This window comes from Mycobacterium sp. RTGN6, from assembly GCF_033804605.1.
Taxonomy (GTDB): Bacteria; Actinomycetota; Actinomycetes; order Mycobacteriales; family Mycobacteriaceae; genus Mycobacterium.
The window spans coordinates 18,439-39,542 of record NZ_JAPZKZ010000014.1; the positions used below are offsets into that span (position 1 = coordinate 18,439).

23 protein-coding genes and 1 tRNA gene are annotated in these 21,104 nt (G+C 65.9%); 9 read left to right on the forward strand and 15 right to left on the reverse strand.

Annotation, left to right across the window (positions count from 1 at the left end):
* Positions 1 to 73 precede the first annotated feature (73 nt).
* The 5 genes from SLQ33_RS28810 to SLQ33_RS28830 all read right to left on the reverse strand — a co-directional run bounded on the left by SLQ33_RS28810 (position 74) and on the right by SLQ33_RS28830 (position 6,859).
* On the reverse strand, positions 74 to 2,254 hold the full coding sequence (locus SLQ33_RS28810) for a hypothetical protein (protein ID WP_319457338.1): 2,181 nt from the start codon (positions 2,252 to 2,254) through the stop codon (positions 74 to 76).
* A gap of 256 nt (positions 2,255 to 2,510) precedes the next feature.
* Positions 2,511 to 2,756 (reverse strand): hypothetical protein, encoded by a 246-nt coding sequence (locus SLQ33_RS28815; protein WP_319457339.1) that lies wholly within the window; start codon positions 2,754 to 2,756, stop codon positions 2,511 to 2,513.
* A 165-nt stretch (positions 2,757 to 2,921) separates the two neighbouring features.
* Positions 2,922 to 4,916 (reverse strand): acyltransferase family protein, encoded by a 1,995-nt coding sequence (locus tag SLQ33_RS28820; RefSeq protein WP_319457340.1) that lies wholly within the window; start codon positions 4,914 to 4,916, stop codon positions 2,922 to 2,924.
* Between the two features lie 465 nt (positions 4,917 to 5,381).
* The gene (locus SLQ33_RS28825; RefSeq protein ID WP_319457341.1) at positions 5,382 to 6,278 is read right to left on the reverse strand and encodes a nucleotidyl transferase AbiEii/AbiGii toxin family protein; all 897 of its coding nucleotides are present in this window, start codon (positions 6,276 to 6,278) and stop codon (positions 5,382 to 5,384) included.
* Entirely contained in the window at positions 6,275 to 6,859 is a 585-nt protein-coding gene (locus SLQ33_RS28830) for a hypothetical protein (RefSeq protein ID WP_319457342.1), read from the reverse strand. Before SLQ33_RS28830 ends, SLQ33_RS28825 begins: the two co-directional genes overlap by 4 nt.
* 248 nt (positions 6,860 to 7,107) lie before the next feature.
* Between SLQ33_RS28830 and SLQ33_RS28835 the strand changes: the two genes are divergently transcribed.
* The 4 genes from SLQ33_RS28835 (at position 7,108) to SLQ33_RS28850 (ending at position 8,987) form a co-directional block, all read left to right on the forward strand.
* On the forward strand, positions 7,108 to 7,377 hold the full coding sequence (locus tag SLQ33_RS28835) for a DUF1918 domain-containing protein (RefSeq protein WP_319457343.1): 270 nt from the start codon (positions 7,108 to 7,110) through the stop codon (positions 7,375 to 7,377).
* A gap of 133 nt (positions 7,378 to 7,510) precedes the next feature.
* Positions 7,511 to 7,996 (forward strand): hypothetical protein, encoded by a 486-nt coding sequence (locus SLQ33_RS28840; protein ID WP_319457344.1) that lies wholly within the window; start codon positions 7,511 to 7,513, stop codon positions 7,994 to 7,996.
* A 368-nt stretch (positions 7,997 to 8,364) separates the two neighbouring features.
* On the forward strand, positions 8,365 to 8,580 hold the full coding sequence (locus tag SLQ33_RS28845) for a CopG family transcriptional regulator (RefSeq protein WP_319457345.1): 216 nt from the start codon (positions 8,365 to 8,367) through the stop codon (positions 8,578 to 8,580).
* Positions 8,577 to 8,987: a PIN domain-containing protein gene (locus tag SLQ33_RS28850; protein WP_319457346.1), complete on the forward strand. Its 411-nt coding sequence runs from the start codon at positions 8,577 to 8,579 to the stop codon at positions 8,985 to 8,987. The genes SLQ33_RS28845 and SLQ33_RS28850 overlap by 4 nt, the downstream gene beginning before the upstream one ends.
* Positions 8,988 to 9,029: 42 nt before the next feature.
* Here the strand turns inward: SLQ33_RS28850 and SLQ33_RS28855 are convergent.
* From SLQ33_RS28855 to SLQ33_RS28875, 5 genes are all read right to left on the reverse strand, one after another.
* A tRNA-Ala gene (locus SLQ33_RS28855) sits at positions 9,030 to 9,102 on the reverse strand.
* A gap of 55 nt (positions 9,103 to 9,157) precedes the next feature.
* On the reverse strand, positions 9,158 to 10,423 hold the full coding sequence (locus tag SLQ33_RS28860) for an MFS transporter (protein ID WP_319457347.1): 1,266 nt from the start codon (positions 10,421 to 10,423) through the stop codon (positions 9,158 to 9,160).
* Positions 10,424 to 10,433: 10 nt separating this feature from the next.
* Positions 10,434 to 12,068 (reverse strand): phosphoglucomutase (alpha-D-glucose-1,6-bisphosphate-dependent), encoded by a 1,635-nt coding sequence (gene pgm, locus SLQ33_RS28865; protein ID WP_319457348.1) that lies wholly within the window; start codon positions 12,066 to 12,068, stop codon positions 10,434 to 10,436.
* A gap of 67 nt (positions 12,069 to 12,135) precedes the next feature.
* Complete coding sequence (gene crcB, locus SLQ33_RS28870; RefSeq protein ID WP_319457349.1) at positions 12,136 to 12,504, reverse strand: fluoride efflux transporter CrcB; 369 nt, start codon at positions 12,502 to 12,504, stop codon at positions 12,136 to 12,138.
* Positions 12,501 to 12,992 (reverse strand): CrcB family protein, encoded by a 492-nt coding sequence (locus SLQ33_RS28875; RefSeq protein WP_319457350.1) that lies wholly within the window; start codon positions 12,990 to 12,992, stop codon positions 12,501 to 12,503. The genes crcB and SLQ33_RS28875 overlap by 4 nt, the downstream gene beginning before the upstream one ends.
* Before the next feature lie 154 nt (positions 12,993 to 13,146).
* Here SLQ33_RS28875 and SLQ33_RS28880 point away from each other — a divergent pair, with 154 nt between their 5' ends.
* Genes SLQ33_RS28880 through mbtN form a run of 3 tightly spaced genes read left to right on the forward strand, consistent with a single transcriptional unit; the run spans position 13,147 to position 16,153 of the window.
* Complete coding sequence (locus SLQ33_RS28880) at positions 13,147 to 13,416, forward strand: acyl carrier protein (protein WP_319457351.1); 270 nt, start codon at positions 13,147 to 13,149, stop codon at positions 13,414 to 13,416.
* A complete protein-coding gene (gene mbtM, locus SLQ33_RS28885; protein WP_319457352.1) occupies positions 13,413 to 14,990 on the forward strand; it encodes a long-chain-fatty acid--ACP ligase MbtM in 1,578 nt (525 codons plus the stop codon). Before SLQ33_RS28880 ends, mbtM begins: the two co-directional genes overlap by 4 nt.
* Positions 14,987 to 16,153 (forward strand): mycobactin biosynthesis acyl-ACP dehydrogenase MbtN, encoded by a 1,167-nt coding sequence (gene mbtN / locus SLQ33_RS28890; RefSeq protein ID WP_319457353.1) that lies wholly within the window; start codon positions 14,987 to 14,989, stop codon positions 16,151 to 16,153. Before mbtM ends, mbtN begins: the two co-directional genes overlap by 4 nt.
* Before the next feature lie 16 nt (positions 16,154 to 16,169).
* On the opposite strand, the gene SLQ33_RS28895 is transcribed toward mbtN, so the two are convergent.
* The 5 genes from SLQ33_RS28895 to SLQ33_RS28915 form a co-directional block, all read right to left on the reverse strand.
* A complete protein-coding gene (locus SLQ33_RS28895) occupies positions 16,170 to 16,802 on the reverse strand; it encodes a GNAT family N-acetyltransferase (RefSeq protein ID WP_319457354.1) in 633 nt (210 codons plus the stop codon).
* A gap of 158 nt (positions 16,803 to 16,960) precedes the next feature.
* Positions 16,961 to 17,590 (reverse strand): DUF1326 domain-containing protein, encoded by a 630-nt coding sequence (locus tag SLQ33_RS28900; protein ID WP_319457355.1) that lies wholly within the window; start codon positions 17,588 to 17,590, stop codon positions 16,961 to 16,963.
* Between the two features lie 9 nt (positions 17,591 to 17,599).
* A complete protein-coding gene (locus SLQ33_RS28905) occupies positions 17,600 to 18,421 on the reverse strand; it encodes a DUF2182 domain-containing protein (protein WP_319457356.1) in 822 nt (273 codons plus the stop codon).
* A 156-nt stretch (positions 18,422 to 18,577) separates the two neighbouring features.
* Entirely contained in the window at positions 18,578 to 19,450 is an 873-nt protein-coding gene (locus SLQ33_RS28910) for an LLM class F420-dependent oxidoreductase (protein WP_319457357.1), read from the reverse strand.
* 12 nt (positions 19,451 to 19,462) lie between these two features.
* Positions 19,463 to 19,888, reverse strand: a complete 426-nt coding sequence (locus tag SLQ33_RS28915) for a hypothetical protein (protein WP_413467728.1) — start codon at positions 19,886 to 19,888, stop codon at positions 19,463 to 19,465.
* 48 nt (positions 19,889 to 19,936) lie between these two features.
* Here SLQ33_RS28915 and SLQ33_RS28920 point away from each other — a divergent pair, with 48 nt between their 5' ends.
* The gene (locus SLQ33_RS28920; protein ID WP_319457358.1) at positions 19,937 to 20,146 is read left to right on the forward strand and encodes a hypothetical protein; all 210 of its coding nucleotides are present in this window, start codon (positions 19,937 to 19,939) and stop codon (positions 20,144 to 20,146) included.
* Entirely contained in the window at positions 20,143 to 21,102 is a 960-nt protein-coding gene (locus SLQ33_RS28925) for a haloalkane dehalogenase (RefSeq protein ID WP_319457359.1), read from the forward strand. Before SLQ33_RS28920 ends, SLQ33_RS28925 begins: the two co-directional genes overlap by 4 nt.
* Positions 21,103 to 21,104: the final 2 nt, after the last annotated feature.

Below are 21,104 nucleotides of genomic sequence, written 5' to 3' on the forward strand. Positions count from 1 at the left end.
CACGAGCTCGAGCGATGCCGCGCCTGTTGGCTCGCGTCCGCCGATCATTTCCTGAGAAGAGCGGCAGATGCCGTTATCCGTTGGCCCCGGGTTGTCCGTCGCCGGCGCCGCCCGTACCGCCGCTACCACCGACGCCGGCGACGTTGCGGGTGGTCTCGCCGGTTGTTGAACCGCCGTCGCCGCCGTTGCCGCCGGTGCCCGTCTCGCTGTCGCCGCCCTTCCCGCCGTTGCCCGCATACGTGGTGCTCGAACCCCCGCTCCGGTTGGAATTGCCGCCCGCACCACCGGCTCCGCCGGCACCCGCCACGCTGTTGCCACCAGCTCCACCATTGCCCGCCTTGTTTTGCGCGCCGCTGCCGTTGACGACGGAGATTGCGCCGCCGTTCCCGCCCGTGCCGCCGGATCCGGTTCCGCTGTCGCCGCCGTCGCCGCCGTTGCCGGACAAGCCATTTGCCCCACGCAGGTCGGTGGCGACTCCGCCGTTGGCTCCGTTACCACCGTTCCCGTCGGCACCGCGGTCGCCGGCACTTCCTGCAGTGGCACCGGTGCCGGCGGTGCCACCTTCGCCGCCGTTGCCTGCGTCGCCGCCGTCACCACCGCGCTGGCCGTCAGCAAGTGACCCGCGGTCGGCTCCGTTGGCGCCGTTGCCGCCGTTGCCGCCGTCACCTCCGTCGGCGCCGTCGCCGCCGTCGCCCTGAACACCAGCAGCTCCATCGGCGCCCGCTTGTCCGCCGGTACCGCCGGTCCCTACAGCTCCGCCCGTGCCTGCCAGTCCAGCGGCTCCACCGTTACCGCCACTCCCGCCAGCCTGACCATCGACTCCGTTGGCCCCGTTCGCTCCGGCGGTGGCGCCATTCGCTCCATTGCCGCGGTCGGCGCCGTCGGCTCCATTACCGCCGTCACCACCGTCACCTCCGTCGGCGCCGTCACCGCCACTGCCGTTGGTGCCTGCCACGCCGTCGGCTCCGGCCTGTCGACCGTCACCGCCCTTGCCTGCTTGCCCGGCGTTGCCGCCATCACCGCCCATACCGCCCGACTGGCCGTCGACGCCGTTGACTCCGCTGGCCCCTGCGATGGTGGCGTTCGCTCCGTTGCCGCTGTCGGCACCATCGGCCCCGTTGCCGCCGCTTCCGCCGTCACCACCGTTGCCGCCCACCCCGCCGTAGCCCTGGAGACCGGTTGATCCGTCGGTTCCGGCTTGTCCGCCGCTGCCGCCGGTCCCAGCGGTGCCGCCCCGTCCGGCTTGCCCGCCGCTGCCCCCGGCGCCGCCGTCACCACCGGCCTTGCCGTCAATACCGTTGTCCCCGTTGGCTCCGGCGATGGTGGCATTGGCGCCGCTGCCGCCGTCGGCCCCGTCGGCCCCGTCGCCACCGCGGCCACCCGAACCGCCGTCGCCGCCCTCGCCGCCATCGCCATTCGCGCCAGCGCTGCCCGCACTGCCGAATAACCCGGCGCCACCACCGGCCCCGGCGTTGCCGCCCATGCCACCGTTGCCTGCGGCGCCGCCAGCCTTGCCAGTCTCGCCATTGGCGCCGGATACGCTCGCCGCCAACGTATCTGGACCTTTTGCGCCGTTGCCGCCGACACCTCCGGCGCCGCCAGAACCGCCCTGGCCGCCTTGTCCGATCAGCAATCCACCAGCGCCGCCGCTTCCTCCGGCCCCTGCCGCGCCGCCGTCACCACCTGCCTGGCTCGCGGTACCGTCAACGCCTGCAAGGCCGGCAGCCCCGTTACCGCCAGCCCCGCCGCTACCGAATAGCCCTGCGTTTCCGCCGTTCCCACCCGCAGTACCGGCGAGCGTGGCATTGGCGCCGTTTCCGCCGTTGCCGATCACCAGGCCCCCTCGGCCTCCGTTGCATGCTGCGCCGACGCAGCCAATCGATGGGCTGTATCCAGTGCCGATGAACAGTCCGGCGTCGGGATGCTCGACGGTGCCGTTGCTGATGAACAAACCGATGAACGCCGCCAATGGATCTGTTCCCGCAGCCAGCGGCGCGAAATTAGTGGTGAGCAACGCAGATGCCAGCCGAGGCGGCGTCGCCGCCCCGCCACCACCACCCATCACGCACAACGGGTCCGTGCACGACGGGTCGACGAGCGGAAACGACACATCCACTAGCTGCACCGCCCGCGACACCGTCGGCGGATCCATCGGCGGCAACGCCATGGTCGACGGCGCGTCAGTGACCGCGAACCAGAACGCAGCACCACCTAGAGCGAGCCCAGCAGCAGTCAGCGAGCGAACAACGATCATAAAGGCGACATCCCGTCAAGAGCAGCATCAGCGCTGGATATCGCAGCCTAAGCGCACTTATGCGCTGTTCGTAGCAAATCAGAGATAATTGACGTCTACGTCACGTCGGCTCGCCTGAGCGAACGTTGCGATGAGTCCGTGAGAAGTCGATCGAGGAGTTCTTCGACGTCGACCCCGAGCACAATCACCGGCGCAACCAACAGAAGAATCCCGGCCAAAGGGCCGGGATTCTCTGTAACCACGACGCGACCGCCGGCTAGCCGCCCGACGGGTTGAGGCCACGGCCGCCTGACGGATTGAGGGCACTGCCTCCCGACGGGTTGACCACCGACGTACCCGACACGCGAATCACCGAAGTACCCGATGTCCCGATCGTCTGCCTGTCCGTGCCCGGGGCGGGGGCCGCGCTGGTGTTGCCGCCATGGACGATGCCGAGCTCGCTGTCGGTCAGCGTGCGGATGCTCTGCCGGCGCAGGGCCAGCTTGTTGCGGTTGCCGTTCATGATCTCTCCTGTTTGTGGTCGCGGCCCCTGATTGGCCGCATTACCGAGAGAGCATCGACTTCCGCACTTGGAACTTTCTTGACGCTTCGCGGGCCGCGGTTGTCATCGTGCCGGCCGGGGACATCCCGGCCCTGGAAGGCCAACACGCGGACCTGCGCGAAAAATTCAACCTAGTGCGGCCCTGAATTGCGGGTAGTCGGTGAGCATCTGGTTGACGAGAAACCTGCTGCCAGACCCATTCAAATGGTTACCGTCACGGTAAAGCAGGACCTCGCCCTCATTCATGCTGCAGAGGTAGTTGTCGCAGAAGTACCGAGCCGTGTTGAGGACGTGCGCTCCCGGGACCTTACCGACGGTGTCTCGAAGCTTGTTGGAGTACGCCGCGTACTGCTTTTCGAAGAGTGCTCGCTCCTCGGTACACCGCACCAACGGCAAGATCGGGGCCAGGCGATATTTGCAGTCCATTGCGTCGAATTCGAATTTGGGGATATCGTCGGTGGTAAAGACGGTCTTGCCGTTCGCCCTGAGGGCTACAAGAATATCGAGCAGGTCATCTTCTTGTACGCCGCGCTTGGACCATCCTATATTCAGGATCACCGTCTTTATCGACGGCTGTGACGCGATGTAGTCAACCGTTCGCTTCATGTCGTCACTAGCGAGGCGCCCCCCGGGGACAGGGCCCGGGGTGGAATAGAGGATGTTCTTGTTGGGCATGGCCTCGGCCAACCCTACGAAGAGATGCTCTGCGTGACTATCTCCGAATATGACGACATCGATGCGCGACCCTGGCTTGGATTGCCTGCAACGAGGCTGGCCATTCCATTGTAGGGCGCTAGTGCGAATAGCTGGGTCCGCGCAAGGATAGTACGTGTCACGCAAATACGCGAAATAGCCGCCCCAATTGCCTACGTCGCCCTGATGGGCAATAGGAATTGTCCCTGAATTGTATCGAGGTAACCAGTAGTGATTGGCAGCCACATTGAGGGTCGCCGCCAGGATGATGGGGGGCAAAACGACGGCAGCAACGACAGCGGCGGTTCGTCGACGACCGCGCGTGGGAAGCCTTCGAAAGGGTTGCTCAATCCATCGGTACGACGCTACGGCGGGCACGATCGACAGCGCGGCGGCGAGGGGTGCGGCGAAGGACACATCCGGCCACAGGTGATTGGCGAACACGATCAGCGGCCAGTGCCATAGGTAGATCGAGTAGGACCAGTTACCCAAACTGACCATGACTGGGGTTGCAAGAGTTCGGTTTACCCATGTGTCGTGACCGGTGCCGGTCGCGATCAGCAGGAGGGTTCCGCTCACCGGAAGCAGCGTCCACGCACTCGGGTAGGGGGTGCTGGCGGTGATCAACCAGGGCGAACAAAGAAGTAGCCCAAGGCCAAGAGCTGCGAGGAATCGCGCCTGCCTTGCCGAGCCCAGCGCACGATTCCTGGTGGCAAGCGCCAAGAGCGCGCCTGCCGCGAACTCCCACGCGCGGCTCACGGGGCCGTAGTAGCCAAGCAGGTAATTTGCATATGGAGCGAGTGGGCCGAGTCCGGGAGCGCCTGCGATGGTCAGCCAAAACGACGTCAGCACGGCGGTGCCCACGAGGATCGTCGTCCACGGGATCCGTCGCGCACGCCGCTCAAGCGCCCAGCCGAGCACCAGAATCGCAGGGAATACGATGTAGAACTGCTCCTCGACCGACAACGACCAGGTATGTAGCAGAACGTTCGATTCAGCGGGCAGCCCAAAGTAATCGCCGCTATTCGTGACGATCACGAAATTGGCCCCAAGCAGCATCGCACCGATACCGGTTTCCGCTGCTTTTTGTTGCAGTCCAAATGGAGACAGTAGGACGAAGGCCAAGATCATCGTGACGCCGACCGTTACCGCTAGGGCCGGGGTCAGTCGCTTGAATCGCTTGAGGTAAAACTGGCCAACGCTGAAATGTCCGGTTGACGACCGTTCGCGATGAATCATGTTTGCGATCACGAAACCGGAAACGACGAAGAATATGTCTATGCCAATGAAACCGCCGGGCGGCGGCAGTCCAGCGTGAAACAGCACACCGATCAGAATTGCGAACCCGCGCAGTCCCTGGATATCGAGTCGGCGGACCTCACTGACGGCTCTTACGCCCGCGGACGCACGTACATCCAAGCCAGCCATGTGATCCCCCCTCATTGTCACGCCCGAGCCCTAGTGCCCCACCCAGGTTTCGTGCGCGCTCGGTTACCGGAGTATCCCCGGTTGCTATCTGAATCGCCGTGATTCTGATGGAGATTCTGGCTATTGGGTTTCGACCGAGGGTTAGTCGATCCGATTCGTAGCGTAGAAGATGGCTTCGAACTCCCAGGTAGGTTTGCCAGGTAGCCGAACAGGCGGCTGGTGTCGCAACAGACCCAGCCAGGGTGGCCGGCTCGACGTCTTCGACGGTCTTCCACGGCCCGTTGCGGGCAGATCGGTCGACATCTCGGACTTGTAATAGCCGTTCGCGGTCTCGGTCGACACTTAAGTGTCCGAAAAGTAGAGCTAAGGGGACTCGAACCCCTGACCCCCCACACCCGCCACGACCGGAATCCGCAATTTACGTCGACTATGCGTGTGTGCGTTTCGGTGAAATCCCGCGGCTCTCTATCGCCACTCCTGGTCGTGTGGACTCCAGGTGCCGCCGTCCAGATCACCGGTGAGCGGAGGTTCGGCGAATGTGATCACTTGGGTGATGACGTCGCCAAACTGCAGCGGGAGATCCGCACGGTTGTTTCGTCGTCGCCACGCCACCCATCTGGACTGGGCGAGGGCAGCGTAGCCGTCGAGCACGTCCGCGAGTGGGACGAGTTCTGCGCGTCGATGCCGCGCGACCTCGCGTATCGCGTGTTGGAGATCCGACCCGGCCACCTCGTGATCTTGGGTGAGGGTCCAGATGTCGCCGAAGTCGCGCCAGCGAGTGTTCGCGACACCGCGCTGCACTGCGGTGACGATCTTCTCGGCGAGGACCATGTGCAGTGGATAGCCCCACAGTCTGATCGGCTCGCCGCCGATGAGGCGGGGTACGGAGACCATTGTGGGCCTCGGAACGATTGGATCGCCGAGGTTGACGTCGATATGGAATCTGATACGGGCGGTGGCGATCTGAGCGTCGATACTGATGCGGACCCCCGAGTATTCGTCCTCGTCTCGGATGACCTCCGACGTCGCCGACTCGGACCTAAACGTGATCCCGTCATCGTCGGGTGGCTCGACGTCGACCACCGTCGTGATCATGGCGAGCACCGATGCAGGCTCACTACTGATGCTCTGGCCCGCAAGATCGACGTCCCGAGTCGGCCGGCGATTACCGAACGCCGCCAGCAATACGCCGCCCTTGAGCACGAAACGGTCCCGCACGTCACTGATCGCAAGGCGGGCCAGGAATCCCTCCAAGGTGTAGAGATCTAGCAGCTCCTGTGTGTTCCTTCCGGAGGCCTTCGCGCGTTTCTGCAGTTCGAGGAAAGCGCGTCCGCCAGCACTACTTCGCGAAACTGGACTCATAGCAGGATGGTCAACGCCTGCTGGAGCGCGCGCTGCGCGTGGGGAAACGACCGTGCCATGCGCAATATGTCGGACGGTTGTCCCCCGCGTCGCAACCAGCGCTTCAATGCGTCGTTGGCCACGTCGATGCCCTCGTGGTGCTGCATTCGGTAGGTGTCGATGATGCTGCGCGGCGCGGAGTAGAGCCCGATCGTCTCGCTACCGCCGACGTCTAGCGGTTCGCGGCCGATGTCGAACGTGCCGGGATCGAATCGGTGCCACCGCACGTTGACGCTGACACGCGGAGCCCAAGCCCCGCGAGGAACGGCGATGTCCAGCATCTCGGGGATGTCGTCGGTCAGATCATGACGTACGAGCGCCGACCGCAGCGCGATGGTGGCGAGAGCCGAGGCCGAGGCAATCTCGACCAGGTCCTCATCGCCGTGCCAGTCGCTCTTCCGGTAGAGCCCACGCGCGATCGGCGCGATTCGCCCACTGCGCAGCAGGTTGTTGAACTGCCGCTTGTTGACGTGCTTGAGCGCTTCCGAAGAGCGGAATGTATCCGGCAACTGATCCAGAAAGTCGCGGTCGGGATCGCCCACGTCACCACCTCAACTCTGCGTACCAAATCCTTCACAGTCCAATAGTCACTGTATAGGTTTCGGGACGGTGCGTCTACGGCTTCGCTAATCCAATCCCTCAAACAGACCGCAACGCGACATCGAGAGCCTCGCCCTCCGGCAACCCCGGTTTAGGACCGTTGGCGCAGGAATCGAACAGCGGCATGCCCTTCCCAGGAGTGATAGGCGCGCGCACGATGGGAAACGGAAGCGAAGGGAAGGAATGGGCGATGAAGGCCAAGGTAGGCGACTGGTTGGTGATTAAGGGCACGACAGTGGAGCGACCGGATCAGCGCGGCGTGATCACCGAGGTGCGTTCGGCGGACGGTTCGCCGCCATACATGGTGCGATGGCTCACCACCGGCCATGTGGCAACTGTGTTTCCCGGCGCGGACGCGGTCGTCGTCACGTCCGCGGAACAGAAAGCAGCGGACAAGAGGGCGCGGTCCCGGTCCGCGTCGGTCGAGACCGCAATCGCGCACCACATCAAGAGCGAGTGAGTGTTCACGGCCTAGCGCAAGGCAGTGGGCCTCAGGCAATCACGGCTCCGCGCGGAACAGCGACGAGATATCAAGCCGCTTCTCGCTGGGCGCGGCCGCGGTAGGCTTTCGTCGTCTCCTCGGAGGAATCCCGATGGTTCGACTCAGCCGACCCGGCGCTTGGATTTCAGTACTGGTTGGTTCCCTGCTGCTAGCGGTTGCTGCCACAGCCGCCACGCTCGTCGCGTCAAAACACAGCGGATCAGATGGATGGCGGGACGGCTTCCTGGCTTACGGCCAAGTCTCGGTGGCAATCTCCGGCGACGATGTGAATAGCCTTCGAACCAAGCGTTGCATTGCCAACTCCGTTCAGGCGGGCATCGATGTCAGGCAAGGAGTTCCGGTAGTCATCAGCCTCGACGGACGCGCCGTCGGAGGCGGCGACTTGTCCACCGGTGAGCTCATACCGGAAACAACACACCATGGATCTTCCGAATCATGGCGGGCCTCTTGCCAATACAAGTTTTCGGCACCCGTGATAGAGCCCGGTGAAGGCCAATACACCGTGGATATCGGCGACGCCAAAGTGGCCTTTTCGATGGATGATCTGCGGAATGGCATCGATCTGGGTTTGACGTGACTTCATTTCGCAGGTGTGTCAGAGTCCGCCCGCCTTCGGCGTCGTCGGCCTAGCGTCGGTACCGGGTTATCGAGAACGGTGATATCGGCTTCCATCCGCGTCCTTGCCGGGCTGCGCGCTCTCGGCCCGTAGGCGCCTGCTGGCATCCTTGCTCGTGTATGGCACGACGCGAACCCTGCTTGATTGGCAGGACGGACACATCGGCATGTCCGGCGATCGATTCGTCGACGACCTCGCCGCGCTTGGCTCATCACCAGCGATGGCGCCGTCGCCCACATCACCTCCCGGCGCTGAAGCGGGATCCTCGGCCGACCTTGAGACCCGCACGCACGAACTATGTATGGTACCCGCGGTGGTACCATACATTCATGGAAAAGACGACGGTGTACCTGCCGAGCGATCTCAAGGCAGCGGTTAAACATGCGGCCCACCAGCGCGGAGTGTCTGAGGCTGACGTCATTCGGGAATCCATCCGGGCAGGCGTGGGTGCCGTGAAGCCCCGGCCTAGAGGCGGTCTGTTTTCCAGTTCTGAGCCGATTGCTCGGCATGCTGACGAGTTACTGGACGGGTTCGGCGAGAGGTGATCGTCGACACCAGTGCGCTGCTCGCCTACTTCAATGCTCGCGAACCAGACCATGAGGCAGTGTCCGCCGTCATCGACAACAACGACGACGGGCCGCTCGTGGTTTCGCCATTCGTCGTAGCTGAACTCGACTATCTCATCGCCACGCGTATCGGCGTCGACGCCGAGCTAGCGGTCCTGCAGGAACTGTCAAGCGGTGCATGGGACTTGGCTAACGTTGAGGTGGCCGATCTAGAGCTCGCAACCTCTCTCATCGAGAAGTACCGCGATCAGGACGTCGGCGTGGCAGACGCATCCATTGTCGTGTTGGCCAATCGGTACCGGACGCGGACAGTGGTGACACTTGACCGTCGTCATTTCGATGTGCTGCGGCCGATCGACGGCGGACGATTTTCCATCCTGCCGTGATGATCCCAGATGACCTATCGTCTCTGCCCTGCAATTATCCGGTGGAGCTAAGGGGACTCGAACCCCTGACCCCCACACTGCCAGTGTGGTGCGCTACCAGCTGCGCCATAGCCCCTGAAGTCGTGCTGGTCGACGGTACACCACCAGCGTAGTCCGTTCAAAGTCGCTGGTCACGGCAATTCGCCGCTCGCTTCGGGGCCCAAAGGACGCGCCGTCGTGTGCTCGGCACCAGTCCGTGGCCGGGTCTCCGGCGCGAACACCCACGCGGCCGCTGCCAGCAGCAGAATGCCGCCGCTGGTGGCGAACGCCGCCCCGTACGAGTAGTGCTCCGCGATCTGTCCCACCGCGAGCGAACCCAGGATGGCGCCGAAGTCGGACGTCATCTGGAACGTCGCCACGGCAGTACCACCGCGGGCCTTGCTTCCGACGATGTCCGCCACCGCCGCCTGTTGTGGCGCGATGAAGATGCCCGTCGCAGCGCCGGTGATGAAGGCCGCCGCCAGGAAGACCGGCAGCGACGTCGTGAAGCCCACCAAAAGTGTGGCCCCGGCGGCCACCGGCAGCCCGACCAGCAGCAGCACGCGCCTGCCGACCCGGTCGGACAGATAGCCACTCGGGATCACCACCGAGACGTTGCCTATCGCGAACGTCGCCAGCGCCAGCCCCGCCCAGCCTGGGCCCTTGCCGAGCACTTCGACGATGAACAACGGCACCAGCGCGATTCGCAGCCCGAACGCCGACCAACCCGTCGCGAAGTTCGACAGCAACGCCGCCCGGTAGGCGCGGTTGCGCAGCGCTACCCGCACGCTGATGGCCGGCTCGGTCTGCGCGTCGGAAGTCGCCAGTGCGGAGTGCCGCAGGCTGATGAAGATCACCGCGGCCGCCAGCAGTAGCGCTACACCGTAGATGACGAATGGCATCGCGAGGCCCAGGCCCACCGTGAGACTGCCGATTACGGGGCCGCTGACCGATCCGACCAGGAAGGCCGAGGTGAACAGTCCCGCGACGCGTCCGCGGGCATCCGGCGGCGAGATCCGGATCATCAGTCCGAACGACGAGACGGTAAACATCGACGAGCCGAGACCGCCGAGCGATCGGAACAACAGCAGCTGCCAGTACGTGTCGGCGAACGCGCAGGCTGCCGTGGACAGGGCGACGATGAGCAGGCCGCCGATGTACACCCGCCGCTCGCCGAGCCGCTGGACCAGCAGGCCAGCGGGCGGTGCGCCGACCAACCGCATGATCGCGAACGCGGTGATGACGAACGTGGCGGCGCTGATGCTTACGCCGAAGTTGCGTGCGTACTGCGGCAGCACCGGTGCGACGACGCCGTAGCCCACGGCGATGACCGCGTTGGCGCTGACGAGCACCCAGACTTCACCGGGGAGTTTCGGCTTGGTGGCAGCCGGACAGTCGGCCTCCGCATCGGAACTCACACATCGGACCTTATTGGATGACGGAGTTCACCACTTCCTTGGCGGCTTGCTGCACCTGCGCCAGGTGTTCGGGGCCCTTGAACGACTCGGCGTAGATCTTGTAGACGTCCTCGGTGCCCGACGGCCGCGCCGCGAACCACGCGTTCTCCGTCGTCACCTTCAGCCCGCCGAGCGGGGCGCCGTTGCCCGGCGCGGTGGTCAGTTTGGCGGTGATGGGCTCGCCGGCCAACTCGGTGGCGCTCACCTGCTCCGCCGATAGCTTCGCCAGCCGGGCCTTCTGTTCCCGGTTGGCCGGTGCGTCGATGCGCGCATACGTTGGCGCACCGTACTTCTCGGCGAGCTCGCCGTACCGCTGCGACGGCGTCGACCCCGTCTTGGCAAGGATCTCCGAGGCCAGCAGCGCGAGGATGATGCCGTCCTTGTCGGTGGTCCACACCGAGCCGTCGGTGCGCAGGAACGACGCGCCTGCGCTTTCCTCGCCACCGAAACCGATTGTCCCGCTGATCAACCCGTCGACGAACCACTTGAATCCGACGGGCACCTCGATCAACTTGCGGCCCAGTCCGGCCACCACGCGGTCGATGATCGACGAACTCACGGCCGTCTTGCCGACCGCCGTCGACCCCGGCCAGCCGGGCCGGTTCGCATACAGGTAGTCGATGGCCACCGCGAGGTAGTGGTTGGGATTCATCAGCCCGCCGTCGGGGGTGACGATGCCGTGCCGGTCGGAGTCGGCGTCGTTGCCGGTGGCGATCTGGTACTCCCCGATCTTGTGAATCAGTGAGGCCATCGCGTTGGGCGAACTGCAATCCATCCGGATCTTGCCGTCGGTGTCGAGCGTCATGAAGCGCCAGGTCGCGTCGACCAGCGGGTTGACCACCGTCAGGTCCAGCTTGTGCGTCTCGGCGATGGCCGCCCAGTAGTCGACGCTGGCCCCGCCCAGTGGGTCGGCCCCGATCCGCACCCCCTCGGCGCGGATCGCGTGGATGTCGACGACGTTCGGCAGGTCCTCGACGTAGGCGTTCATGTAGTCGTGCCGCTGCGCGATCTGTAGCGCCCGCGCCAGCGGGATCCGCTTCACGTCCGACAAGCCGCCGCGCAGAATCTCGTTGGCGCGGTTGGCGATTACGCCCGTCGCATCGGTATCCGCAGGCCCGCCGTTGGGTGGGTTGTACTTGAATCCGCCATCGCGCGGCGGGTTGTGTGACGGGCTGACGACGATGCCGTCGGCCAGGTCGGTGTCGCGACCGCGGTTGAACGTCAGGATCGCGTGGCTGACCGCCGGGGTCGGCGTGAAGCGGTCGGCACCGTCGATCATGGCCACCACGTCGTTGGCGGCCAGCACCTCCAACGCCGAGGCCCAGGCCGGCTCCGACAGCGCGTGCGTGTCGCGCCCGATGAAGAGCGGGCCCGTCGTGCCCTGGGCAGCGCGGTACTCGACGATCGCCTGCGTGGTGGCCAGGATGTGCGCCTCGTTGAACGCCGCGTCGAGGCTGGAGCCGCGGTGCCCGGAGGTGCCGAACGCCACCTGCTGCGCGATGTCCTCGGGGTCGGGCACGACGGTGTAATACGCCGTCACCACCTGCGCCACGTCGATGAGGTCTTCGGGTTCTGCCGGTTGCCCGGCGCGGGGATTGGCGGCCATGCAGTCGATTCTGCTCTCGTTGGGCGTGTCGCACCGCCGCGTCGCCAAGAATTCAGGAGGTCGAAGCCTAGAGTGCCCACACCACGGCGAGTCCAGCAGCACACGCGGCCACCGAGACAACCAGGGAACCGACCGCGTTGAGCAACGCCAGAGTGCGCCGGTTCTGCTGAACGAGCCGGACGGTTTCGAAGCTCGCGGTGCTGAAAGTCGTATATCCGCCACAGAATCCGGTCCCGATGACGGTCTGCCAGGCCGCGGGTTGGCCGTGGAACAACACCAAGCCGGCCAGGATCCCCAGCAGCAGCGACCCCGTCACGTTGATGATCACGGTCGCCCACGGGAACACGGTCTGGCGTCGCTTCTTGATCGATGCGTCGAGCACGAACCGGGCCAGCGCTCCGGCAGCTCCGGCAATCAGGGTGAGCGCGGGGATCACGAGCGTGCACGCCTGCCGTGAACGCTTGCCGCGGCGACGATTCCGAGCCACGCGGTGAGCACTCCCCCGACGACGCTCACGACCCCGTAACCAATTGCCATCCCGACGTGTCCGTGTCGTTCCAGCGAGACCATCTCCAGCGCGAACGTGCTGTAGGTGGTGAAGGCGCCACAGCCGCCAGTTCCCGCGCACAGGCGAGCGCGCTGGCGCCAACCGGAGTCGTCGCCGAGCCGGGCCAGGCCCTCCAACAGGGCACCCAGGATGAAGGCGCCTGCCAGATTGATTCCGAAGGTCGCCCACGGCCAGCCTGCCGGGTCGTGTGGCAGTAGGCCCTCGATCACATACCGCAGCGCCGTGCCGACGACTCCCCCGGCGAAGACCCAACCGAGGGCGGACGGTCGCAGATGGAGCGGCGTGCCCGGTGTAACGGCGGTGTCGGGATCGATCGGCAATTCGGCGCGCGGGTCGTTCGCGCCTGCTGTGTCCATGGCCTTACTCCGCCCACTGGTCGTCGCTTGCCCGCAGCCTGCCGGGACCCTTTCCTGCCATGCGATTCAACCAGCCGCGACCGGCATGGCAGCACAGGCTCGTCCAGGATGTAAGCCTAGCCTTGCCTAAGATTGGCGTGTACGGTCGCACGCCATGGGAACCACTACACCCGAGGCGGTCAGCGCTGCCCTGACCGAGATCCTCCGCGATGACATGAACGTCGACATCACTCGCATCTCCCGCGAGTCCCGCCTGATCGACGACGTCGGGCTCGACTCGGTAGCCTTCGCCGTCGGCATGGTGGCGATCGAGGACAAGCTTGGCGTCGCGCTCTCCGAAGAGGATCTGCTGAACTCCGAAACGGTCGGCGACCTCGAGGACGCCATTCTCGCGAAGATCCCTGCGACGCAGAACAACTCGTGAACGAACTCGCCGCGGCGGTCTCGGCGGCGATGACTGGGGCGACGACCAAGCTCTCCGTGCTCGACCCCGACGGCGAGTGGGCTCATCACCCGTGGCAGGAGGTACACGCCCGCGCCGAGAACGTCGGCGAGCGGATCGCCGGCGACGGAGCCGCCGCAGTCGGACTGATCGGTGAACCGACCGTCGAGTTCCTCGCCGCGATCCCCGGCACGTTCTTCGCAGGCGCGGCGCTGTCCATCCTGCCTGGGCCCGTGCGCGGCGCCGACCCCGAGCAGTGGGCCCAGGCCACCCTGGCCCGGCTCCGCTCGATCGGGGTGCGCACCGTGTTCAGCAACGGCGCGCAGTTGGAGCAGCTCCGCCGTCGCGACAGTGCCATCACCGTCTACGACGTCACCGAGGTCGCACACCCGCGCCGCTCGACCACCTTCCATGGTCCCGACGGTGGCAACGTCGCGATCCTGCAGGGCACTGCGGGTTCGACGGGAACGCCACGCACGGCGCAGATCTCGCCCGCCGCCTCCCTCGCCAACCTGCGCGGACTGATCGCCCGAGTCAACGTCGATCACCGCAGCCGCGCCCACAGCTGGCTGCCGATCTACCACGACATGGGGCTGGCATTCGCGCTCACCTCCATGTTGGCCGGCGCGGAACTGTGGCAAGCGCCGACGACGGCGTTCGCGGGCAATCCGTTCGGCTGGCTCAAGTGGCTGACCGAGAGCAAGGCCACGATGACGGCGGCGCCGAACATGGCCTACAACATCATCGGCAAGTACGCCAGGGTCGTCTCCGACGTCGACCTGAGCAACGTCGGGTTCGCGCTCAACGGCGGCGAACCGGTCGACTGCGAAGGCACTCAACGCTTCGCCGCCGAGATGGCCCGCTTCGGATTCGACCCCGCTGCTCTCGCGCCGTCGTACGGGCTTGCCGAATCCACCTGCGCCGTAACGATTCCCGTCCCGTTCTCGGGCCTAGCGGTCGACGAGGTCACCGTCACCACCGACGCGGGCGAGTCGTCCCGGCGCTTCGCCGTGCTCGGGGACGCAATCGCGGGCATGGAGGTCCGGATCAACACCGACCAGGCTCGCGAAACCGAGGTCACCGGCCGAGAGGTCGGAGAGGTCGAGATCCGCGGAACGTCGCTCATGTCGGGATACCTCGGCGAAGCCCCCATCGACCCCACGAACTGGTTGCCCACAGGCGATCTCGGGTACTTCACCGCCGATGGACTGGTGGTCTGCGGCCGCGCGAAGGAGCTGATCACCGTAGCCGGCCGGAACCTGTTCCCCACCGAGATCGAGCGCATCGCCGCGCAGGTCGACGGTGTGCGCGAGGGTGCGGTGGTCGCAATCGGCACGGGCGAATCCTCGGCTCGCCCTGGACTTCTGATCGCCGCAGAGTTCAAGGGCACCGACGAACCCGCCGCCCGCAGCGAGTTGGTGTCCAGAGTCGCCTCGCACTGCGGCGTGGTGCCCGCCGACGTCGTCTTCCTCAAACCGGGTTCGCTGCCCCGCACCTCGTCGGGCAAGCTGCGCCGGTTGGAGGTCAAGCGCAACCTGGACGGAGCGAACCGATGACGGCCACTGCGGAGGCACCGCCCACCGAGGACTACGGCGCCCTACTGGAACGCGTCTTCGACGAGCGCGTCACGCGGTGGACGGCGGAAGCCGAAGAGACCGAACGCTTTCCGCGCCAGCTCATCGAATACCTCGGTGAGTCTGGGGTGTTCGCAGCCAAGTGGCCAGCCGACCAGCAGCAGTCCGACGTCGCGAAGGTCATCGCGCTGGCCCGAAAGCTGGGCGTATTGGGCTCGGCAGGCATCGGCGTCGGTGTGGGACTGCACGACTCGGCGATCGCGATCCTGCGCCGCTTCGGCAAGTCGGACTACCTCAAGAACATCGCCGAGCAGGCCATCCGCGGTGAGGCCGTGCTGTGCATCGGCGCCTCCGAGCAGTCCGGCGGATCCGACCTGCAGATCGTCGGCACCGAGGTCCGCTCCGTACGGGACGGCTTCGAGGTCAAGGGCATCAAGAAGTTCGTCTCACTCTCCCCCATCGCCGACCATGTCATGGCGGTGGCCCGCAACGTCGATCACGACCCGAACAGCAAGCACGGTAGCGTGGTCGTCATCGCGGTTCCGTTGGCGCAGTGCGATGTTCAGACGCCGTACCGCAAGGTCGGTGCTGGCCCGCTCGATACCGCCGCTGTGCACATCGATACCTGGGTACCCGCCGACGCGCTCGTGGCCCGGGCGGGCATCGGCCTGGCCGCGATCTCCTGGGGGTTGGCGCAGGAGCGGATGTCGGTGGCCGGCCTGGTGTCGTCGTCTGCCCAACGTGTCATCGGAATCACGTTGGCACGCATGATGACCCGCAGTCAATTCGGGCATACGTTGTACGAACACCAGGCGCTGCGGCTGCGCATCGCCGACCTGCAGGCGCGGGTCGACATGCTGCGCTATGCACTCGACGGCATCGCCGCGACCGGCAAGCTGGACCTACGCGCGGCCGCGGCCATGAAGGTCACCGCGGCCCGGCTCGGCGAAGAGGTGCTGAACGAGTGCATGCACATCTTCGGCGGCTCCGGCTACCTGGTCGACGAGACGCCGCTCGGAAAGTGGTGGCGCGACATGAAGTTGGCCCGCGTCGGCGGGGGCACCGACGAAGTGCTGTGGGAATTGGTCGCCGCGGGCATGAAGCCCGACTACGACGGGTATGCCCAATTCAATCAACTGCCATAGCGGTCAACCAACTGCCCTAACCCAGGGGCTTCGGCGCGTCCTCGGGCGTGCGCGGCAAGGCGTACAGCGCCATGCGACGGTTCGCCATGTCGTGCTCGCCGAGGAACGTGCAGCCGGCCCATTCGCACACCGCGCGGGCCCCGGAGTTGCGATGGTCGGGGTCGAACATGATGCGACGACACTGCGGTTCGAGCTCGAACAGGCTGGCCATCACCCGCGGAAGCAGCATTGGGGCGAGGCCCTTGTTGACGAAGCGCAGGTCGGCGATCGCGGCGTGCACGCCGAGGTCATGCGGGTCGGACGCGTACCTGGGCGCGATGGAGTCCTTGGCCGCCCGATAGACCTCGAGGTATGCGATCTCCTTGCCGCGGAAGCTGCCGACGAAGGGCCGCGAGTACTCGCCGGCGAGCTGGGCCCGAAGATATCCTCGCCACCAGGTGGGCGGGTTGTCGTACTCCCACCCCTCGGCCAGGTGCGGACGGTTCATCCACTCGGAGATCAGCTCAGCGTCGACGTCCGCGTCGGCGAGCCGGAAGTGATACGGCTCGGCAAGTACCGGGGTCGGCGGCGCGGGGATCGAGCGCACCTCTGCCGAGAGTGACGTCAATTCACGTGGGAGAACCGGCAGAGCCTCTTCAAGTTCCGTCATTTCGCCAGGAACTCTACCGGAATGAACTAAGGGTAGGTTTGCCTACCTTCTGGTCAACCTCAGTGGTACCGACGCGGTGGCCATACCGGCGCACCCAGTTCGCGCGAGACGGTTCGGGCCGTGTCACGCAGTGCATCGAGCGCGTCGGTCGACGCCGATTACTCGGTGTTGGTCCAGTCGAAGTCGTAGTAGATCCAGTTGCTGTCCTTGAACGACAGGTGGATGCCCTCCGCCTCGACGTCGAAGCTGCCCTGACCGCAGTCTCCGCGCTTCCAGATGAAGCCGGTTTCGAGCACGATCGCGGCGCGGTGATCCTCGCCAGTGACGGGGTTCTTCAGCGTGGTGCCCTTCGCCTCGCCCACACCGGGGACGCTGAACCCGCTGTTGATTCCGTCGTCGTCGAGGTTCACCTCGGCCCGTACGACGCCCACGACCTGGTAGGTGGTGCCCAGGATTTCCCACGGCATGCCGCCGAGCTGGCCGGTATAGATCTGGGCCAGCGCGTCAAGCTGGGAGTCGCTGACCTCAGGCGGGACGACGAAGACGGCCTTGCCGTCACCGTCGTGGATCGCCTTCGGCCAGTCGATGATCATCAGCGCGGTCACACCGGACAGGTCGACGTCGCCGCAGTGTCCTTCGGTGATCCGGTTGGCCACTGCGGCCTTGCAGCTGCCGTCCGACGACGTCGGATACCCACTGAAGTTGCAGGTGCAGCCGGGCTGACAGTTGCAGAACTCATATCCAATGCCCTTGAGGCGCCAGGCGGTGGTGGTTGCGGTGACTGACATGGTGCCCTCCTAGGCGATTATCGTTACCAGTGACGGGGAAATCAGCAGTGCCGCGCCGAGGACGGCGAGGACGGGCGCGGCCGCGAGGGCGATGCGCTCGCCGTAGCGGGAGTTCTTCTCGAGGACGATCAACGCGGTGAAGACGGCCAGCCACAGCAGGCTCATGCTGCCGCTGGCGACCAGGACGGCGAACAGGGCCCAGCAGCAGCCAATGCAGAACGCGCCGTGCACGACACCCATGCGAAGCGCGCTGCCGGGACGGCGGAGGCGTTTGCCGTAGCGCATGAAGAACCCGAGGGGCGAACGGCAGTGGCGCAGGCACGCCGACTTCAGCGGGCTGATCTGCCACACCGCCGCGACGAGCAGCGTGGCGCCCGCGACACGACCGGCCCAGGCCCGCCCGTCGGCCAATGGCATCTCCAACGCGCGCCATGCCAGATAGGCGGGAACCGCCAGCGTCGTCCACAGCGCCAGGTAGCCGCCCACGAAGAACGGCAGCGGCGCGACGGTACCCCGGCCCGCCGCCCTGGCGTACAGCATGACGACCGGCAGGATGGCAGGAAGCATCATCGCGGCCATCATCGCCACCCAGGCCACGACGAAGGCGGCGAACGACATGGGACCGGCCATGGAGCCCATCGCGCCGTCGGTCATCTCGCCGCTGATGGAATCCATGCCCATGGGGTCCGTCTGGCCGCCGGTCATCTCCGCGGCCACGCGGGCAGACCACCACCAGCCGACACCGGCCAGACCGATCAGCGCAACAGGGACTCCGATGCGCAGGGCAAATCCGTCGCTCCCCTTCGCGACACCGGCAACTGCGTCACTCATCCCCATTTCGAACGCTCCCTGAATCGCATTATTGCTGGCTACACCAGCAACCGTCGGTGATTCGCAGAAGCGCTCGAACCGAACCGATCGGGTTCGACGAGCCGCGATCCTTGGCGCGGTGCACCGGTTACGGCAAAGAGGGAAGCCTCAATCCATTCAGGAAACCTCGGGCGCCCACTGCGAAGCGAGCTCTGCCACCCATTCGGCCGCTTCCCGCGCGTCCTCCGGTGGGCCCGCCACCACCACCAACTCGTGCACCCCGAGCTCGGCAAGCGCATCGACGTCCGCAGGCTGTGGATCCCGCAGCGCCACCGCCAGCCGCAGTTCCTCGGGATCGCGGTCCATCTCGCGGCACAGCGTCCGCAATGTCGCCAGCCGTTCGGCCGCGGCGGGCACGTCGTCGACGTTGAAGCCGTACCAACCGTCACCCCACGCAGCCGCGCGGCGCAAGGCGGCGTCGCTGTTGCCACCCAACACGATCGGGATGCGCCTGTCGCGTACGGGCTTCGGGTTGACCCGAACGGAGTCGAACCGCACGAACTCGCCGTCGAACGAGGCGACGTCGTCGCGCCACAACGTACGCACGGCCGAGACGTACTCGGCGGTGCGGGCCGCGCGTCGCTCGAAGGGTACGCCGAGTGCGTCGAACTCCTCCCGTGACCAACCGATGCCGATGCCCAAAGTGAACCTGCCACCGGACAGCACGTCCAGCGTGGCCGCCTGCTTGGCCAGGTGCACCGGGTTGTGCTCGGGCAGCAGCAGCACGCCGGTGGCGATCGAGATGGTCGAAGTTGCGGCCGCCGCAAAGCTCAGCCCGATCATCGGGTCGATCCAATCCGCTTGTGCGGGAACAGCGATCACGCCGTCGTCGCTATAGGGGTAGCGCGACGCGGATCGGTCCACCATGACGACGTGCTCGCCCGACCACAGCGTCGCGAACCCGCAGCGCTCCGCGGCGACGGACACCTCGCCGATCACGGCACGGTTGGCGCCGGCACCGATGCCCAGCGCGTGCAAACCCAGCCTCATCGGGCGATGGTCTCACATTCCGAGTATCGCGATGCCCGCGACGACCAGGGACACGACCTTCACCAGTTCGAGTGCGACGTAGGCGAAGTGGGCTCGGGACCGTTCGGTCTCGTCGCCTTCGAGCACTTCGGTGGTGCGCCGCGACAGCAGCGGGCGCACCACCACCAGCTGGAGCAGGAGCATGCCGACGGCGACGGTGATCGCGATGTTGAGCCTGTCCGGGGTGTGGTGGGTGAACAGCACGGCGCAGATGACGACGGCGAACAACAACTCGAGGGTGTTGAGCGCACGAAAGATCAACCGGCCGATGCCCAATCCGATCCGGAGCGTCACGCCGGGCGCTCGGAACTTCAGCGGTGCTTCGACGAATGAAATGGCGAGCACCATGCCCAACCACACGAACGTCGTGGCCGCCGCCACGCGCGTGCTCACGTCCACGGCGGGGGGACCTGGCGACTGATGTTCATCGAATGGAATCGTAGAGCCATGGCAGACGATGCTGGCGCCCTACGCGACTACGTCGCCGAGCTGACCCGGTGGGAGGACTCCGGGGCCACCTGGCAGGTGGTCGCGCAAACCCAGCGCGGGGTGACGGTCGCCTTGATGCGTTGCGACGGCGGCGAGGAAGTCGACCGGTTCACCTCGAACGACCCGCAGCTGCTGGCCTTCGTCGAGAAGTCGGGAGCTTCCACATGAGCGTGTTGAGAACTCCCGACGAGCGCTTCGCGAACCTCCCGGGTTATCCGTTCCCGCCCAACTATGTCGACGTCCAGGCGAAGGGCGTGCCTCCGCTGCGCATGCACTACGTCGACGTCGGACGTTCCGACGCGCCCGCCGTCCTGCTCCTCCACGGGCAGCCGACGTGGTCGTATGCGTACCGCGACGTGATCACCGTGCTCGTCGACGCCGGGCTCAGAGTCATCGCGCCCGACCACATCGGATTCGGCCGTTCCGACAAGCTGACCGAGCCGACGACGTACACGTTCGCGCGTCACGTCGACTGGATACACGCCCTGGTCACCGGTTTGGACCTACGGGAGCTCACCCTCGTCGTCCAGGATTGGGGCGGCCCAATCGGATTGAGCGTGTTGGCCCGCGATCCCGACCGGTTCGCTCGGGTGTTCGCGACGAACACCATCCTGCACACGTGCGACCCAGCTCTTGCCGGAGCGCTGACGTGGCCGCACCACGGAGTGGGCGACGGCCAGGTGCTGCTGCAGGAAACGTTGCTCGACTACGTGTCCTTCTATCAGCGCTCCCCCGACATCGTGCCGAGCTTCTTCCTCGACGCGGTGGCGGGGCCGCTACCCGCCGAGGTGCTGGCCGGTTACGACGCTCCGTTCCCCGACCGGTCGTACAAGGCCGGGCTGCGTCAGCTCACCGCGCTGGTTCCGCTCACTCGCAACGACCCCGGTGCCGCCATCGGGCGCTCGACCATGGCCGCCCTGCAGCAGTGGCAGCGGCCGTTCCTGACGGCCTACTCGGACGGAGATCCCGCAACTCGCGGCTGGGACAAGGTCTTTCAGGACAAGATCCCCGGTGCCGCCGGACAGAAGCACACCACAGTGGCGGGTGCTGGTCACTTCGTTCAGGAGCAGAAGGGCGCCGAGTTGGGGCGGCTCGTCGCGGAGTTCGTGGCCGACACGAGCTGACG

What these genes read in the sequence shown, in the direction of transcription:
- SLQ33_RS28810 (WP_319457338.1), bottom strand. Translation starts at nt 2,254, where the DNA reads ATGATCGTTGTTCGCTCGCTGACTGCTGCTGGGCTCGCTCTAGGTGGT.
- SLQ33_RS28815 (WP_319457339.1), bottom strand. Translation starts at nt 2,756, where the DNA reads ATGAACGGCAACCGCAACAAGCTGGCCCTGCGCCGGCAGAGCATCCGC.
- SLQ33_RS28820 (WP_319457340.1), bottom strand. Translation starts at nt 4,916, where the DNA reads ATGGCTGGCTTGGATGTACGTGCGTCCGCGGGCGTAAGAGCCGTCAGT.
- SLQ33_RS28825 (WP_319457341.1), bottom strand. Translation starts at nt 6,278, where the DNA reads ATGAGTCCAGTTTCGCGAAGTAGTGCTGGCGGACGCGCTTTCCTCGAA.
- SLQ33_RS28835 (WP_319457343.1), top strand. Translation starts at nt 7,108, where the DNA reads ATGAAGGCCAAGGTAGGCGACTGGTTGGTGATTAAGGGCACGACAGTG.
- SLQ33_RS28840 (WP_319457344.1), top strand. Translation starts at nt 7,511, where the DNA reads ATGGTTCGACTCAGCCGACCCGGCGCTTGGATTTCAGTACTGGTTGGT.
- SLQ33_RS28845 (WP_319457345.1), top strand. Translation starts at nt 8,365, where the DNA reads ATGGAAAAGACGACGGTGTACCTGCCGAGCGATCTCAAGGCAGCGGTT.
- pgm (WP_319457348.1), bottom strand. Translation starts at nt 12,068, where the DNA reads ATGGCCGCCAATCCCCGCGCCGGGCAACCGGCAGAACCCGAAGACCTC.
- SLQ33_RS28875 (WP_319457350.1), bottom strand. Translation starts at nt 12,992, where the DNA reads ATGGACACAGCAGGCGCGAACGACCCGCGCGCCGAATTGCCGATCGAT.
- SLQ33_RS28880 (WP_319457351.1), top strand. Translation starts at nt 13,147, where the DNA reads ATGGGAACCACTACACCCGAGGCGGTCAGCGCTGCCCTGACCGAGATC.
- mbtN (WP_319457353.1), top strand. Translation starts at nt 14,987, where the DNA reads ATGACGGCCACTGCGGAGGCACCGCCCACCGAGGACTACGGCGCCCTA.
- SLQ33_RS28895 (WP_319457354.1), bottom strand. Translation starts at nt 16,802, where the DNA reads ATGACGGAACTTGAAGAGGCTCTGCCGGTTCTCCCACGTGAATTGACG.
- SLQ33_RS28900 (WP_319457355.1), bottom strand. Translation starts at nt 17,590, where the DNA reads ATGTCAGTCACCGCAACCACCACCGCCTGGCGCCTCAAGGGCATTGGA.
- SLQ33_RS28905 (WP_319457356.1), bottom strand. Translation starts at nt 18,421, where the DNA reads ATGAGTGACGCAGTTGCCGGTGTCGCGAAGGGGAGCGACGGATTTGCC.
- SLQ33_RS28910 (WP_319457357.1), bottom strand. Translation starts at nt 19,450, where the DNA reads ATGAGGCTGGGTTTGCACGCGCTGGGCATCGGTGCCGGCGCCAACCGT.
- SLQ33_RS28920 (WP_319457358.1), top strand. Translation starts at nt 19,937, where the DNA reads ATGGCAGACGATGCTGGCGCCCTACGCGACTACGTCGCCGAGCTGACC.
- SLQ33_RS28925 (WP_319457359.1), top strand. Translation starts at nt 20,143, where the DNA reads ATGAGCGTGTTGAGAACTCCCGACGAGCGCTTCGCGAACCTCCCGGGT.